The organism is Actinomadura sp. GTD37, from assembly GCF_041951365.1.
Lineage (GTDB): Bacteria > Actinomycetota > Actinomycetes > Streptosporangiales > Streptosporangiaceae > Spirillospora.
Genome location: NZ_JBGNUS010000001.1, coordinates 2,845,367 through 2,860,485, shown reverse-complemented (window position 1 = coordinate 2,860,485; position 15,119 = coordinate 2,845,367). Strand labels below are relative to the sequence as shown.

Below are 15,119 nucleotides of genomic sequence, written 5' to 3'. Positions count from 1 at the left end.
TTCAGTCCCCCGCGCTCGGTTCTGTGGACGGGCTCGTGGAGCCGTTCGGCCGCGCGTCGGCGCTCTCGCGGGCCTTCGGGCTCTTGCTCGCCTTCGGGCTCTTGCTCGGGCTCGGGCTCGGCGTCGGCGGCGGTTTCGGCTTCGGCGGCAGCACCGCGTCCCGCGGATCGGTCTTCGGCGGGGCGACCACGACCGCGACGACGTCCAGGCTGGTGAACCTCACGAACGGCCGGACGTAGGCGGTGCGGGTCAGCCCGCCGGTGGAGTTCTCGATGCGCGCGACCTCGCCGATCGGGACGCCGGGCACGTACGGGCGCTGGCCCTGCGACCCGAGCGTCACGATCCGCTGGCCGACGTGGATCGGGGCGGCGGCGTCCAGCAGCTGGAACCGCAGCGGGGTCTCGCCGCCCCCGCCGAGGCCGCGGCGGCCGCGGCCCTGCACGATCCCGATCTCCTTGGAGTCCTCCAGGCGGGAGCCGATGGAGGAGGTCTGGTCGGTGGCGAGCAGGACGGTCGACGTCGCGGGCCCGACCCGGGTGACGCGGCCGACGAGCCCGTCCCCGCTCATCACCGTCATGTCGGGCTTGATGCCGCTGCGGCTGCCGGCGTCGATGGTGACGGTGTCCTCGAAGCCCTGCCCGGCGGAGATCACCTGGGCGGCGTGGATCTTGTAGCCGCCCATCCCGGCGGTGCCGAGCAGCCGCTGCAGCTGCGCGGACTTGTCCTTGTCGAGCCGGGAGGAGCGCAGCTGCTCGCGCAGCTTCTGGTTCTGCCGCTCCAGCCGGTCGGCGCGGCGCCGCTCGCCGGGCGCGTCGGTGATCGCGTCGAAGGTGTTGCCGACCGGCCGGACGACGGCCGCCGACGCGCGCTCCACCGGGCCGAACACGGTCGCGCCGAGGTCGCGCAGGCCGCGCAGCGGGGAGTCGGCCCCGCCGCGGTAGTCAATCGTGATCATCGTGAGCGCCACGACGAGCAGCCCGCCGAGCACCACGCGGGTGCGCCGGGTGTCCTTCACGCACCGACCTCCGGTTTCCTGGTCCGCCGGGAGCTCAGAGCCTCCCGCCGGGGGACGCGAACCCGCGTCCCTCCGGCGGACTGCGTCCGAATTAGTGCCGCGGCTCCGGCACGAGGACCGTGCGGAGCGACTCGAAGTCCTCGACGCACTTGCCTGTGCCGAGCACCACCGAGTCGAGCGGGTTGTCCACCAGGTGGATGGGCATCCCGGTCTCCTCGCGGAGCCGTTCGTCGAGGTTCTTCAGCAGCGCGCCGCCGCCGGTCAGCGCGATCCCGCGGTCCATGATGTCGCCCGACAACTCGGGCGGGCACTTGTCGAGGGTGGTCTTCACCGCGTCCACCACGGCGTTGACCGGCTCCTCGATGGCGCGCCGCACCTCCTCCGCGGAGATCACGACGGTCTTCGGCAGCCCGCTCACGAGGTCGCGGCCCCGGATCTCGGCGTGCGGCTCCTCCTCGCCGCCGGGATAGGCCGACCCGATCGCCATCTTGATCTCCTCGGCGGTCCGTTCCCCGAGCATCAGGGAATATTCCTTCTTGGAGAACGAGATGACGGCCTGGTCGAGTTCGTCGCCGCCGACGCGGACGGACTGGCTGGTGACGATGCCGCCGAGCGAGATGATCGCGACCTCGGTGGTGCCGCCCCCTATGTCGACGACCATGTTGCCGGTCGGCTCGTAGACGGGCAGCCCGGCGCCGATCGCGGCGGCCATCGGCTCCTCGATGATGTAGACGCGGCGGGCGCCGGCCTGGTAGCCGGCCTCCTTCACCGCGCGCTGCTCCACCCCGGTGATCCCGCTCGGGACGGCGACGACGATCCGCGGTTTGGCGAAGTGCCGTCGCTTGTGGACCTTCTGGATGAAATAGCGCAGCATGCGCTCGGTGACGTCGAAGTCGGCGATGACCCCGTCCTTGAGCGGACGGACGGCGACGATGTTGCCGGGTGTCCGGCCGATCATCCGTTTCGCCTCGATGCCGACCGCGACGATCTTGCCGGTGTTGGTATTGATCGCCACCACGGATGGTTCGTTCAGGACGATGCCACGCCCACGCACGTACACCAGTGTGTTGGCGGTACCAAGATCGACGGCCATGTCCCGGCCAAGAAACGACAGCTTGTTACCCATGAAGAAAGGGAGCCCTTCATGATTGACGGGCGTGTATAGCGGCGCGTCCATCGTAACGTGCGCCCCCGTCCGCGGGCAGTCACCCCACCGCCGCGCGTCGCGAAAAAAACGCGTCCTGACCAGCTCGGTTTTCGCTAAAGAAGACGCGGGCCGGAAGTTCCGGCCCGCGCTCGAGTGCCGCCCCCGCGGCCGCGCCTCAGCCCAGTTCGGGGAAGAAGAGCTTGATCTCGCGCTCGGCGGAGTAGGTGGAGTCGGAGCCGTGCACGATGTTCTCGCCGATCTCCAGCGCGAAGTCGCCGCGGATGGTGCCCGGGGTGGCGCTGACCGGGTCGGTGGCGCCGGCCAGCGAGCGGAACGCCTCGATGGCGCGGGGGCCCTCGACGACCAGGGCGACGAGCGGGCCGCCGGTGATGAACTCGACGAGCTCGCCGAAGAACGGCTTGCCGGCGTGCTCCTCGTAGTGGGTCTCGGCCGTCTCGCGGGCGAGGGTCCGGAGTTCCAGCGCGACGAGCGACAGGCCCTTGCGCTCGATCCGGGAGATGACCTCGCCGACGACGCCGCGGCGGACGCCGTCGGGCTTGACCAGGACAAGAGTGCGCTCGGACACGGGTGGTTCTCCTTGCGGAATTTCGGTATCGGTAAGCGCGCGAATACTACCCGGCTCGCGGGCCGGAAGCGGCATTCCGGCGCCGGGCGGCCATGCCGAGGGCCGCTCCGGCGAGCAGCACGGCGACCATTCCCGCGACGGCGAGCCAGCCGTGGTAGCCCGCGAGCAGGGCGTCGACCCGGTCCGCCTCCGCCGGCGGACGCGGCCCCCGCAGCCGGGCCGCCTGCAGGGACAGGACGAGGAGCTGCCCGGCCAGCACCGCGGGGAAGCACAGCGACAGGCCGAACAGCGCGGCGCCGGCGGCGGCGTCCCGCAGCGACGCCGCGAGGGCCAGCCCGGCGCCCGCGCCGAGGGGGACGAGCGGGGCGAGCAGCGTCCAGTGGCCGCGGGCGCCGGTGCCGAGGCCGAGCGCCACCGCCACGATCAGCAGCAGGAACCCGGCGGGCACGGCGCCGCGCGCGGGCACCCGGGTGGCGGCGAGGGCGCCGGCGAGCGCGGCCGCGGCCCCGGCGGCGAACGGGAGCAGCGGGAGGCCGGCGCCGTGCGCCTGGGCGGTGGCGGCGGCGATGCCGGCGAGCGGCGCCGCGACCGGGTAGCTGAGCAGTCCGACCGCGATCATCACGAGGGCGCAGCCGTGCGGGCTGCCCGCGGGCGCGTCGCGTCCGCCGGTGACGGCGAGGCCGGCGAGGGCGGGCACCGCGAGGCCCGCGACGAGGACCCGCGCGCCGGGCGACCAATCGGCGGCGGCGACGACGGCGAGGAACGTGAAACCCGCCGCCGGGACGAGCGGGAGCAGCAGCTGGCCGCGTTCGGCGCGCCGGGACGCGGGGAGCGCCCACGGGATGCGGCCGTGCAGCAGCGGCCGGGCGAGCGCCGCGCCCGCCGCGGCGACGGCGAGCCACGGGCAGGGCGCCAGCGCGGCGCGCCAGCCGGCGCCCGGCGCGCCGCCGGCGGGCCCGGGGACGGCCGCCAGCGCCAGTGGCATCGCCAGGATGAGCATGCCCGCGAGCACGCCCGCCCAGGCGGCGGCCAGGGCGCGGTCGCGGCGCTCCCAGACGAGGACGAGCGAGGCGGGCAGGACGATGCCCGCGCCCGCGCCCTGCGCCGCCCGGACCGTCCCGGCGAGGGGCACGGAGTCGGCGAGGCGGACGGCGCCGAGGCCGGCCAGCAGCACGGCCAGCCCGACGGCGAGGACCCGCCACGCGGGGAGCCTGCGCGCCGCCACGGCGCCGATCGGGACGGCGAGCAGCAGCGCGGGCAGCGACAGGCCGGTGGCGTGCAGCAGTGCGGCGACGCCGGCGTCGCCGAGGCCGAGGTCGCTCGCCGCCGCGGGGACGACGTTGCCGGAGGCGTCGGGCACGGTCAGGACGGCGGCGGGGAGCGCGGTGCCGGTCAGCAGCAGCGTGCCGAGCGCCGCGAGCCGCCGCCGCGCCGGACGTTCCGCGACCGGATGCCCGGCGGCGAGGCCGGGCACCGCCCGGCCGGCCGCCGCCCGGCTGGACGCCGCTCGCGCGGACGCTGTTCGGCTGGACGCATGGGCGGGCGCTGCATCGGACACGGCCTGCTCCTCCGGAGGGTCGTCATCCGCCGGACGCGCATTTCCTAAAAGTGAAGGATGCCCAAATTGGGGCGATAATTCGAATTCGCGGCGATCGGCGGGATGATTGGCTGCCGTCGCCGCCGAACTTAGCGCGCCTGCGCGCTCGCCGCCTTGCGTCCGAGCCAAATGGCCGTTCCCCAGAGCGCGCCGAAAACGACGCCGAGGAAGAACATGGCCGGCACCATGAAACCGGTCGCGATGATGAGCGCCTGGAACGCGGTGCCGGCCGGGATCGCCCACGGCCGGCGAAGCAGGCCGGCCAGCAGCAGGCAGCCGAGCGCCAGGCTGCCGCACACGCCGCCGGCGACCGCGCCGTCCACGTCCAGCACCACCACGGCGACCGGGATCGCCAGCCCGATCACGATGGCCTCGCAGGCCAGCACCGCGGCGAAGAGCCGGCGGGCCGGGTTGTCCGCGGCCTGGGCGGTCATGACCGGCCCCCCTCCACGCGCAGCAGGGTGCGGGCGTCGCCCGCCGTGACCACCGACCCGGTGATCAGCACGCCGGCGCCCTGGTACTCGCCGGTCTCCTCGGCGAGCCCGATCGCCCGGTCGATGGCGTCGTCCAGGCGCGGCGCCATGTGGACGCGCTCGGGCCCGAAGATGCTCTCGGCGATCTCGGCCAGCTCCTCGGGCGGCATCGAGCGCGGTGAGGAGTTGCGGGTCACGACCAGTTCGGACAGCACGGGTTCGAGCTGGTCCAGGACGCCCGCGACGTCCTTGTCGGCGGCGATGGCGAGCACCCCGGCGAGCCGGGTGAAGCCGAACGACTCGGTCACCGTGGCGACGGTCGCCGCCATCCCGGCCGGGTTGTGCGCCGCGTCCAGCAGGACGGTCGGGCCCGTCCGCACGACCTCCAGCCGTCCCGGCGAGGCCGTCCGGGCGAAGCCGGCGCGCACCAGCACCGGGTCGAGCTGCCCCTCCTCGCCGCCGAGGTAGGACTCCCCGGCCGCGATGCGTGTCGCGGCCTCCAGGTTGGCCTCTCCCCTGGTCGGCGCGCCTCCGGCGAACGCCTCCACGGCCGCGAGGGCCGTCGCGGCGTTGCTCGCCTGGTGATCGCCGAACAGCGGCAGGAAGATCTCGTCGTAGGCGCCGCGCAGGCCCTGGATGCGGAGCTGCTGGCCGCCGAAGGCGACGTCGCGGTCGAGGACGCCGTACTCGATGCCCTCGCGCGCCGCCGTGGCGCCGACCTCCGCGATCCGCCGCAGCAGCGCCTCGGCCGCCTCGACCGGCTGCTGCGCGATCACCGCGACCGCGCCGGTCTTGATGATCCCGGCCTTCTCCTCCGCGATCTCCTCCAGCGTGTCGCCGAGGTAGCGGGTGTGGTCCAGCCCGACGGGGGTGATCACGGCGACCACGCCGTCGGCGACGTTCGTGGCGTCCCACGAGCCGCCCATGCCGGTCTCGACCACGGCCACGTCGACGGGCGCGTCCGCGAACGCCGAGAACGCCATCGCCGTCAGGACCTCGAAGAACGACAGCCGCCCGGCGTGCTTGCCGTCGACCAGCTCGACGAAGGGCAGGACCTCCTCGAAGGACTCGACGAACCGCTCCTCGCTGATCGGCTCCCCGTCGATCGCGATGCGCTCGCGCAGCGTGGTCAGCTCGGGGCTGGTGTAGAGGCCGGTGCGCAGCCCGCGCTCGCGCAGCAGCGACTCGATGAACCGGGCCGTGCTGGTCTTGCCGTTGGTCCCGGCGATGTGGATCACCGGGTACGCGCGGTGCGGCTCTCCCAGGACGTCGACCAGGTCGCGGATCCGGTCGAGGGTGGGATCGATGTCCCACTCGACGCCGCGCGCCATGATCGCGCCGACGGTCGCCTGGTAGCCGGCGGGCTCGCTTCGCTGACTCACGGTCCCTGAGCCTACTCGGCGGCGCGGGACGCTCCGTCCGGCCCCACACTGGAGAGATGGACGTGTTCTTCCGGGAATGGGAGCGGCGCGCTCCGGGCGAGACCCGCAGCATCGGACGGGCCCGCGCCCTGGCCCGCGCGCTGGGGGCGCGCCCCGCGCCGGGCGCGCCCGTGCTGACCGTCGTCGGGTCCAAGGGGAAGGGCACGACGGCGACCTACGCGTCGGCCTTTCTCGCCGCCGCCGGACTGCGCGTGTGCACCGTCACGAGTCCCGGTCTCCGCACGAACCGCGACCGGATCAGGATCGACGGACGCGCCGTTTCGGAGGGCGAGCTCGCCATTCTGGCGGACGTCCTCGAAGAGGCCGCCGACGCGCTTCCCCCGCCCTCGGACGGATACCTTTCGCCGTCCGGTCTGTTCCTCATCGCGGGCGTCCTGCACGCGGGTCGGGCGGGCGCGGACGCGCTCGTCCTGGAGGCCGGGATGGGCGGGCGGTCGGACGAGGTCTCCCTCTTCCCGCCGGACGTCGCCGCGATCACCCCGGTCTTCCGCGAGCACGCCGGCGTGCTCGGGGACACCGAGGCGGAGATCGCCCGCGAGAAGCTCGGCGTGGCGGGTCCGGGGACGGTCGTCCTGTCGGCGCCGCAGTCCCCGGCGGTCGCCGCGGTGCTGCGCGACGCCGAGGTCGTCGGGCCGGGCGGCAGCGGGCTGCCGGACGGCCTGCTGCCCGCCGGTCTCGGACGGGCCGGCGCCGAACTCGGCGTCGCCGCCGCCCGCCGCCTGCCGGACGTGCCCGAGCCCCCGGCCGAGACGCTCCGGGAGGTGATGGCGTCGGTCGTCCTGCCGGGGCGGATGTCGTGGCACGACGTGCCGGGGTCCGCGACGAGGCTGCTCGTCGACGCCGCCGTCGACCGGGCCGGGGTCGCCGCCGCGCTGGCCGCCGCCCGGGACGCCTGGGGGACGGTCGACCACGCCGTCGTCTGCCTCCCCGACCACAAGGACCTGGACGGCGCCGTCGCCGCACTCGGCGCGCTGCCGGTGACGTTCGTCCGGCTGCCGCTGCCGCACCTGCGCTTCACCCGCCCGCTGCCGGCCGGCTGGGACGTCGTCGGCGCCGCCGCCATCACGCCCGAGTCGCTGGCGACGCTCGGGCACCGCGTGGTCGCCCTCGGCACCGGCTACTTCACCGGGCACGTCCTCGACGTGGTCGGCGCCGGCACCGAGCGGCTGTTCGTCACTTCGGCCGCTCGACATCCTTCCTGATCCGGCGCATCACGTCGGCCATCAGCGGGAACTGCGGGTTCACCGTCGGATTGTTGGAGGCGACCACCCCGAAGGAGTCGCGGGTCGCCCACGCGCAGTACGTGTGGGTCTCGGCCAGGACGGCGAACGTGCCGCAGACCGCCTTCGCGTCCGCGCCGCCCGCCTCGGCGCCCTGGCCCGCGATGAACGTCGTGGGCCGCACCTTCCGCAGGAAGGCGGCCGGGTCGCCGACCGGGCCCGTCCCGCCCATGAACAGGACGTTGACCTTGCGCACCGGCTCCTCGGTGTAGACGGCCACGCCCCGCCCGGCGGCCGGGACGCCGCCCGCCTCGACCGCGCCCGCGACGAACGGGTACGCCGCGCTCGCCCGCGGCGGCGTCTCGGCGTCCGCGCGCAGGCCCCCGGCCGCCGGGCCCGCGCTGATCACCTTCGTGGACGGCGGGGCGGCCGCCCCGCCCCCCTTCCCGGTGCCGCCGCCGCCCGTCTGGAACGCCAGCGCCCCCGCCATGAGGGCGACCGCCGCGACCGAGGAGGCGCCGACCACCAGCAGCAGCCTCGGGACGGGCCGCTTCCGCGCGGCCGGTACGCCAGGGGCGGTCGGCAGCGGGCCCGTGCCGTCCCGGACGACGGGATACCCCCCGGTGCCGACGACAGGATGCCCGCCGGTGCCGACGACGGGGTGACCGCCGGTGCCGACCCTCGGGAACGCGCCCGAGCCGGCCACGATCGAATGCCCGCCCGTACCGTTCACCGCAGGCAGCGGACCCGTCCCGTAGGGCGGGACGGGGTAGGGGCCGGAGCCGTCGCGCTGCGGGGGCATGCCGTGCGGCCCGGTTCCGTTCACCGCGCCGTGCGGGCCCGTCCCGCCGCCGGAGTCGGCCGACCACCACGGGCGCGCCCCGCCCCACGGCGCCTCGGGCCCGTCCTCGTACTCCATGACCTGTACCGCCTCCAGGTCATCGCCGGACCCGGAGTCCGGCGCGCCGGGCCGGACCTCGTCGAGAGGAGGGCCCCCCATGCCCCCCTCGAACGCAGGCCGGTCCTGCTCTCTGCGCTCCGCTGGTGCTCCGTTCCGGGAACCGGACCGGCGGGGTGATTCGGCCATTGCACTCCCGATGGTTCATGTACCGCCATAAGCCCGCGGGCCCAACCGGATCGTAACCGCGACGGGCCCGCCGCGCCGAGGGTTCACGCGCTCGTGACCCGCCGGACCGGCGGCCCGCCCGCGTCAGCCCGCCGGCAGCGCCGCCAGCTGCGCTTCCAACCGGCCGATGTCGGCCTCCGCCTGGGCGAGCCGGTCCCGGTTCTTCGCGACGACCGCCTCGGGGGCCTTCGCCATGAACGCCTCGTTGCCGAGCTTGCGGCGCGCTTGGTCGACCTCCTTGCGGGCGGCGGCGAGGTCCTTCTCCAGCCGCTTGCGCTCGGCGGCGACGTCGATCGCGCCGGCGGTGTCGAGCCGCACCGCGACGCCCTCCACGGGCAGCGACGCGGTGGCGGAGAACCCGTCGCCGGGTGCGGTGAGGCGCAGCAGCGCGCGGACGCCCTCCTCGTGCGCGGCCAGCGGCGAACCGCCCCACTCCAGCGCCGCCGCGACCTTCTGGCCGGGCTTCAGGCCCTGGTCGGCGCGGAACCGGCGGACCTCGGTGACGAGCCGCTGCAGCGACTCCACGAGGGCCTCGGCGTCCCGGTCGGCGCGGGCGGGCTCGGCGGCGGGCCACGCGGCGGTGAGGACGGTCTCGCCACCGGTCAGGGACGTCCACAGCTCCTCGGTGACGAACGGGATCACCGGGTGCAGCAGCCGCAGCAGCTTGTCGAGGACCTCGCCCAGCACGCGGCGCGTCGCCTCGGCCCGCTCGTCCGCCAGCTGGACCTTCGCCAGCTCCACGTACCAGTCGCAGACCTCGTCCCACGCGAAGTGGTAGAGCGCCTCGCACGCCTTCGCGAAGTCGTAGTCCGCCAGGTGCTCGTCGACGTCGGCGATGACCGACTGGAGGCGCGACAGGATCCACGCGTCGACGGTCGTCACCTCGGCGGGCATGGCGCCGCGGACGTGCGCGCCGTTGATGAGCGCGAACCGGGTCGCGTTCCACAGCTTGTTGCAGAAGTTGCGCGAGCCCTGCGCCCACTGCTCGGCCACCGGGACGTCGCCGCCCGGGTTCGCGCCGCGCAGCAGCGTGAAGCGGGTCGCGTCGGCGCCGTACGCGTCGACCCATTCGAGGGGGTCGATCACGTTCCCGAACGACTTGGACATCTTCTTGCCGAACTGGTCGCGGACCATCCCGTGCAGGGCGATGGTGTCGAACGGCTGGACGCCGTCCATCGCGTACAGCCCGAACATCATCATGCGGGCGACCCAGAAGAACAGGATGTCGTACCCGGTCACCAGCACGGACGTCGGGTAGAACCGCTCCAGCTCGGGCGTCTTGTCGGGCCAGCCGAGCGTGGAGAACGGCCACAGCGCCGAGGAGAACCAGGTGTCGAGGACGTCGGTGTCCTGCGTCCAGCCGGCGGGCGGCTCGTCGTCGGGCCCCGGGCAGACCACCTCACCGCCGGGCCCGTACCAGACCGGGATGCGGTGCCCCCACCACAGCTGCCGGCTGATGCACCAGTCGTGCATGTTGTCGACCCACTCGAAGTAGCGGGACGCCATCTCCGGCGGGTGGATCTTGACGCGGCCGTCGCGGACGGCGTTCCCGGCCTCCCGCGCCAGCGACTCCACCTTCACGAACCACTGCAGCGACACGCGCGGCTCGACGACCGTCGAGCAGCGCTGGCAGTGCCCGACCGAGTGCTTGTAGGGCCGGACCTCCGCGACGATCCGGCCCTGCTCGCGCAGCGCGGCCACGACCGCCGGGCGCGCCTCGAAGCGGTCGAGGCCCTCGAACGGGCCGGACGCGGTGACGACGCCGCGCTCGTCCATCACGGACATGGACGGCAGGTCGTGCCGGCGGCCGATCTCGAAGTCGTTCGGGTCGTGCGCCGGGGTCACCTTGACCGCGCCCGTGCCGAACGCGGGGTCGACGTGCTCGTCGGCGACGACCGGGATGCGGCGGCCGGTCAGCGGAAGCTCGATCTCCCGCCCGACCAGGTGCGCGTACCGCTCGTCGCCGGGGTGGACGGCCACGGCGGTGTCGCCGAGCATCGTCTCCGCCCGGGTGGTCGCGACGACCAGCTCGTCCTCGCCGGAGCCGTACCGGATCGAGACCAGCTCGCCGTCGACGTCCTCGTGCTCGACCTCGATGTCGGACAGGGCCGTCAGGCAGCGCGGGCACCAGTTGATGATGCGCTCGGCGCGGTAGATCAGGCCGTCGTCGAACAGCCGCTTGAAGATGGTGCGGACGGCCCTGGCGCGGTCGTCGTCCATCGTGAACGCCTCGCGCGTCCAGTCGACGCTGTCGCCGAGGCGGCGCATCTGGCCGAGGATCCGGCCGCCGGACTCCGCCTTCCACTGCCAGACCCGCTCGACGAACGCCTCGCGCCCGAGGTCGTGCCGCGACAGGCCCTCCTTGGCCAGCTCGCGCTCCACGACGTTCTGGGTGGCGATGCCGGCGTGGTCCATGCCGGGCACCCACACCGCCTCGTGACCCTGCATGCGGCGCCGCCGGACGAGGGCGTCCTGGATGGAGTGGTCGAGGGCGTGCCCCATGTGCAGCGAACCGGTCACGTTCGGCGGCGGGATCACGATCGAGTACGCGGGACGCTCCGGGGCGCGCGCGGGGTCGGCGGTGAACAGCCCCGCCGATACCCACCGCTCGTAGAGCCGGCCCTCGACGTCGGCCGGTCGGTACTGGGTGGGGAGGTCGACGTCCGCGGCGGCCCCCTGGCCGCGCTCAGTGCTGGGCTGTGTCACGGCTGACGATTCTACGGGGACGGCGGGGGTGGGACGCCCCCGGGACGCCCGCACGTGCGCCGCGGACCGCCGCCGGCGAGGCCCTGAGAGCGTTTTCCCGCCGCGGTCGGGACACAGGTCACCTGACACCGGGTCGCCTCGCCCGAAAAGGTGGTCGGCAATGGTCCGCGACACCGGGGCGGAGAGAGAGGGACGGGATGCGAGCGGTACTGGCACGCGCCGCCGTGCTGGCCGGCGCGTTCACCGCGGGGGCCGTGGCGGCACGTGCCGCGACCATCCCTCACCTGCACCGGCTCACCGCGGACCTGCAACGTTCCCGGGAGCGGATCCTCGCCAGCCGCGAGGAGGAGCGCCGGCGGCTCCGGCACGACCTGCACGACGGGCTCGGGCCGACGCTGGCGAGCCTCGCCATGTCGCTCGACGCCGCCCGCATCACCCTCGCCTGCGAGCCGGAGCGGACCGACCCGCTGCTCGCCGAGGTCCGCAACCGGCTGGCGAGCGCCGTCGGCGAGATCCGCGACCTGGCGCACGGGCTGCGGCCCCCCGCGCTCGACGACCTCGGCCTCGTCGCCGCCATCGAGTCGTTCGCGGACGGCTGCTGCGAACGGGTGGACGTCCGGTTCGACGGCGAGCCCGCGGGGCTGCCCGCGGCCGTCGAGGTGGCCGCGTACCGGATCGCGCAGGAGGCCCTCACGAACGTCCGGCTGCACGCGCCGGAGAGCTGCGCGTCCGTCCGGCTGAAGCGCGACACCGACCTCCACCTCGTGGTGGCCGACAGCGGGCCCGGCCTGGCCGACGCCGCGCGCGGCGCCCCGAAGACGCGCCGCGGGCTCGCCGCGATGAAGGAGTGGGCCGCCGAGATCGGCGGCAGCTGCGTGGTCACGTCCCGGAACGGCGGCGGGACCCTCGTCACCGTCCGGCTCCCGCTCAGCGCCGCGGAGAACGCCGCCGGGTATCATCGTCCTTCGGTCGGCAGAAGGCGGGCGTAGATGACGGAGACCATCCGGGTCCTGATCACCGACGACCACCCGGTGTTCCGGCAGGGCCTGAAGGGTCTCCTGCAGGCGCTGGGCGTCGAGGTCGTCGGCGAGGCGGAGAACGGGCCGGAGGCGGTGCGGCTGTCCGCCGAGCTGCAACCCGACGTCGTCGTCATGGACCTGCACATGCCCGGCGGCAACGGCATCGAGGCCACCCGCACCATCACCCGCACCAGCCCGCGCATCGGCGTGCTGGTGCTGACGATGTTCCGCGACGACGACTCCGTCTTCGCGGCGATGCGCGCCGGCGCCCGCGGCTACCTGCTGAAGGAGTCCGGCGCCGAGGAGATCGCCCGCGCCGTCCGCGCGGTCGCGGCCGGCGAGGCCATCTACGGCCCGGAGATCGCGCGCCGCGTCCTCACCTACTTCACCGACATGCCCGACCCGAGGCAGGCCGCGTTCCCGCAGCTGACCGAACGGGAACGGGAGGTCCTCGAACTGATCGCGCAGGGCCGCAGCAACGCCGAGATCGCCGGGACGCTCTTCCTCAGCCAGAAGACCGTCCGCAACCACGTCTCGAACATCTTCATGAAGCTGCACGTCGCCGACCGCGCCCAGGCCATCGTCCTGGCCCGCGAAGCCGGCCTCGGCGAGTCCACCCCCCGCTGACCCCCGGGCACGCGAAACGCCCCCGACCGGAGGTCGAGGGCGTCCCGCGTCTGCTCAGGCGGACTTCTCGCGCGGCTCGCGCTTGGGGCGGTCGCGGGGGACGAGCGTCGGGTTCACGTGCTCCAGGACGGCCTCCCGGGTGATGACGACGCGCGCGACGTCCTGGCGGCTCGGGACCTCGTACATCACGGAGAGGAGGACCTCCTCCATGATGGCGCGGAGGCCGCGGGCGCCGGTGCCGCGCAGGATGGCCTGATCGGCGATCGCCTCCAGGGCGTCGTCGGTGAACTCCAGGTCGACCCCGTCGAGTTCGAAGAGGCGGTGGTACTGGCGGACCAGCGCGTTCTTCGGCTCGGTGAGGATGTTGATGAGGGCTTCACGGTCCAGGTTGTGCACGGACGTGATCACCGGGAGGCGGCCGATGAACTCCGGGATCATCCCGAACTTCAGCAGGTCCTCCGGCATGACGTCGCCGAGCACGGCCGACGACACCTCGAAGTCGGACTTGGAGCGGATCTGCGCGCCGAACCCCATGCCCTGCTTGCCGACCCGGGACTCGACGATCTTCTCCAGCCCGGCGAACGCGCCGCCGCAGATGAACAGCACGTTCGTGGTGTCGATCTGGATGAACTCCTGGTGGGGGTGCTTGCGGCCGCCCTGCGGCGGGACGCTCGCGGTGGTGCCCTCCAGGATCTTCAGCAGGGCCTGCTGGACGCCCTCGCCCGAGACGTCCCGGGTGATGGACGGGTTCTCGCTCTTGCGGGCGACCTTGTCGACCTCGTCGATGTAGATGATCCCGGTCTCGGCCTTCTTGACGTCGTAGTCGGCCGCCTGGATCAGTTTGAGGAGGATGTTCTCGACGTCCTCCCCGACGTATCCGGCCTCCGTCAGCGCCGTGGCGTCCGCGATCGCGAACGGGACGTTGAGGAGTTTTGCGAGCGTCTGCGCGAGTAGCGTCTTGCCGGATCCGGTGGGGCCGAGCAGCAGTATGTTCGACTTGCCGATCTCGACCGGGTCGTCCCTGCCGGCGTCGCCCGACTGGATCCGCTTGTAGTGGTTGTACACGGCGACGGACAGCGCCTTCTTCGCCGTGTCCTGCCCGATGACGTAGGAGTCGAGGAACTCGTAGATCTCCCGCGGCTTGGGCAGGTTGTCCCACTTGAGGTCGGAGGTCTCGGAGAGCTCCTCCTCGATGATCTCGTTGCAGAGATCGATGCACTCGTCGCAGATGTACACGCCCGGACCCGCGATGAGCTTCTTGACCTGCTTCTGGCTCTTCCCGCAGAACGAGCACTTGAGCAGATCACCACCGTCGCCGATGCGTGCCACCCAACTGTCTCCTTTTCGTGGGGCCGCCCGCCCTGGAGGATGCGGCGCAGCTCGGTTGCGTCCCGAAGGCTCTCGACGTTGGATTCGACGTTACCGCCTCCAACGGACTTGGAAAGCCCCTGGCCCGGAAGTGTGGCGCCCGGGCCGGGGGTCTCCCTAGTCCCAGTGCCGTCTCACGACGACACTACCTCGGCCTTCCGCTTCCTGCTGGCGAAGACGTCGTCGATGAGACCGTAGTCCTTCGCCTCGTCCGCCGTGAGGATCTTGTCGCGCTCGATGTCGCGGCGGACATCGTCGATGCTCCGGCCGCTGTGCTCGGCCAGGATGCTCTCCAGCAGCTCGCGGATCCGCATGATCTCGCGCGCCTGGATCTCGATGTCGCTGGACTGGCCGTAGGTGCCCTCGGTCGCGGGCTGGTGGATCAGTATCCGCGAGTTGGGCAGCGCGGCCCGCTTGCCCGGCGTCCCGGCCGCGAGCAGCACCGCGGCGGCGGACGCGGCCTGCCCGATGCAGACCGTCTGGATCTCGGGCTTGACGAACTGCATCGTGTCGTAGATGGCCGTCATGGCCGTGAACGACCCGCCCGGCGAGTTGATGTAGATGCTGATGTCGCGGTCCGGGTCGATGGACTCCAGCGTGATGAGCTGGGCCATGACGTCGTTGGCGGACGCGTCGTCGATCTGCACGCCGAGGAAGATGATGCGCTCCTCGAACAGCTTGTTGTACGGGTTCATCTCCTTGACCCCGTACGTGGTGCGCTCGACGAACGACGGAATGATGTAGCGGTTGTCGACCGGCATCGGGCCGGCGCCCGGCCGGACCATATCGGCGA

At 73.2% G+C, this 15,119-nt stretch carries 13 protein-coding genes; 3 read left to right on the top strand and 10 right to left on the bottom strand.

Features of this window, described 5'->3' with window-relative positions; all coding sequences use genetic code 11:
- Position 1: 1 nt before the first annotated feature.
- The 6 genes from mreC to ACA511_RS13965 form a co-directional block, all read right to left on the bottom strand.
- The gene (gene mreC / locus ACA511_RS13990; protein WP_375024630.1) at positions 2-1,015 is read right to left on the bottom strand and encodes a rod shape-determining protein MreC; all 1,014 of its coding nucleotides are present in this window, start codon (positions 1,013-1,015) and stop codon (positions 2-4) included.
- Positions 1,016-1,106: 91 nt separating this feature from the next.
- Entirely contained in the window at positions 1,107-2,141 is a 1,035-nt protein-coding gene (locus ACA511_RS13985) for a rod shape-determining protein (RefSeq protein WP_371954879.1), read from the bottom strand.
- Positions 2,142-2,337: 196 nt separating this feature from the next.
- The gene (gene ndk, locus ACA511_RS13980; protein WP_375024629.1) at positions 2,338-2,748 is read right to left on the bottom strand and encodes a nucleoside-diphosphate kinase; all 411 of its coding nucleotides are present in this window, start codon (positions 2,746-2,748) and stop codon (positions 2,338-2,340) included.
- 46 nt (positions 2,749-2,794) lie between these two features.
- The gene (locus tag ACA511_RS13975; RefSeq protein ID WP_375024628.1) at positions 2,795-4,306 is read right to left on the bottom strand and encodes a hypothetical protein; all 1,512 of its coding nucleotides are present in this window, start codon (positions 4,304-4,306) and stop codon (positions 2,795-2,797) included.
- Positions 4,307-4,434: 128 nt separating this feature from the next.
- Positions 4,435-4,779, bottom strand: coding sequence for a DUF4233 domain-containing protein (locus ACA511_RS13970; protein WP_375024627.1), 345 nt, complete (start codon positions 4,777-4,779; stop codon positions 4,435-4,437).
- Positions 4,776-6,149, bottom strand: coding sequence for a bifunctional folylpolyglutamate synthase/dihydrofolate synthase (locus ACA511_RS13965; RefSeq protein ID WP_375024738.1), 1,374 nt, complete (start codon positions 6,147-6,149; stop codon positions 4,776-4,778). The genes ACA511_RS13970 and ACA511_RS13965 overlap by 4 nt, the downstream gene beginning before the upstream one ends.
- Positions 6,150-6,256: 107 nt before the next feature.
- Between ACA511_RS13965 and ACA511_RS13960 the strand changes: the two genes are divergently transcribed.
- Complete coding sequence (locus ACA511_RS13960) at positions 6,257-7,462, top strand: hypothetical protein (protein ID WP_375024626.1); 1,206 nt, start codon at positions 6,257-6,259, stop codon at positions 7,460-7,462.
- On the opposite strand, the gene ACA511_RS13955 is transcribed toward ACA511_RS13960, so the two are convergent.
- Positions 7,434-8,480: a hypothetical protein gene (locus ACA511_RS13955; RefSeq protein ID WP_375024625.1), complete on the bottom strand. Its 1,047-nt coding sequence runs from the start codon at positions 8,478-8,480 to the stop codon at positions 7,434-7,436. The genes ACA511_RS13960 and ACA511_RS13955 overlap by 29 nt on opposite strands.
- 210 nt (positions 8,481-8,690) lie before the next feature.
- Positions 8,691-11,312, bottom strand: a complete 2,622-nt coding sequence (locus ACA511_RS13950; RefSeq protein WP_375024624.1) for a valine--tRNA ligase — start codon at positions 11,310-11,312, stop codon at positions 8,691-8,693.
- Positions 11,313-11,509: 197 nt separating this feature from the next.
- Here ACA511_RS13950 and ACA511_RS13945 point away from each other — a divergent pair, with 197 nt between their 5' ends.
- Positions 11,510-12,301: a sensor histidine kinase gene (locus ACA511_RS13945; RefSeq protein WP_375024623.1), complete on the top strand. Its 792-nt coding sequence runs from the start codon at positions 11,510-11,512 to the stop codon at positions 12,299-12,301.
- Positions 12,302-12,958, top strand: a complete 657-nt coding sequence (locus tag ACA511_RS13940) for a response regulator (RefSeq protein WP_375024621.1) — start codon at positions 12,302-12,304, stop codon at positions 12,956-12,958.
- Positions 12,959-13,012: 54 nt separating this feature from the next.
- Here ACA511_RS13940 and clpX read toward each other — a convergent pair whose 3' ends face one another.
- Both clpX and ACA511_RS13930 read right to left on the bottom strand, forming a co-directional pair.
- Entirely contained in the window at positions 13,013-14,287 is a 1,275-nt protein-coding gene (gene clpX / locus ACA511_RS13935) for an ATP-dependent Clp protease ATP-binding subunit ClpX (protein ID WP_375024619.1), read from the bottom strand.
- Between the two features lie 173 nt (positions 14,288-14,460).
- On the bottom strand, positions 14,461-15,111 hold the full coding sequence (locus ACA511_RS13930; protein WP_375024737.1) for an ATP-dependent Clp protease proteolytic subunit: 651 nt from the start codon (positions 15,109-15,111) through the stop codon (positions 14,461-14,463).
- Positions 15,112-15,119: the final 8 nt, after the last annotated feature.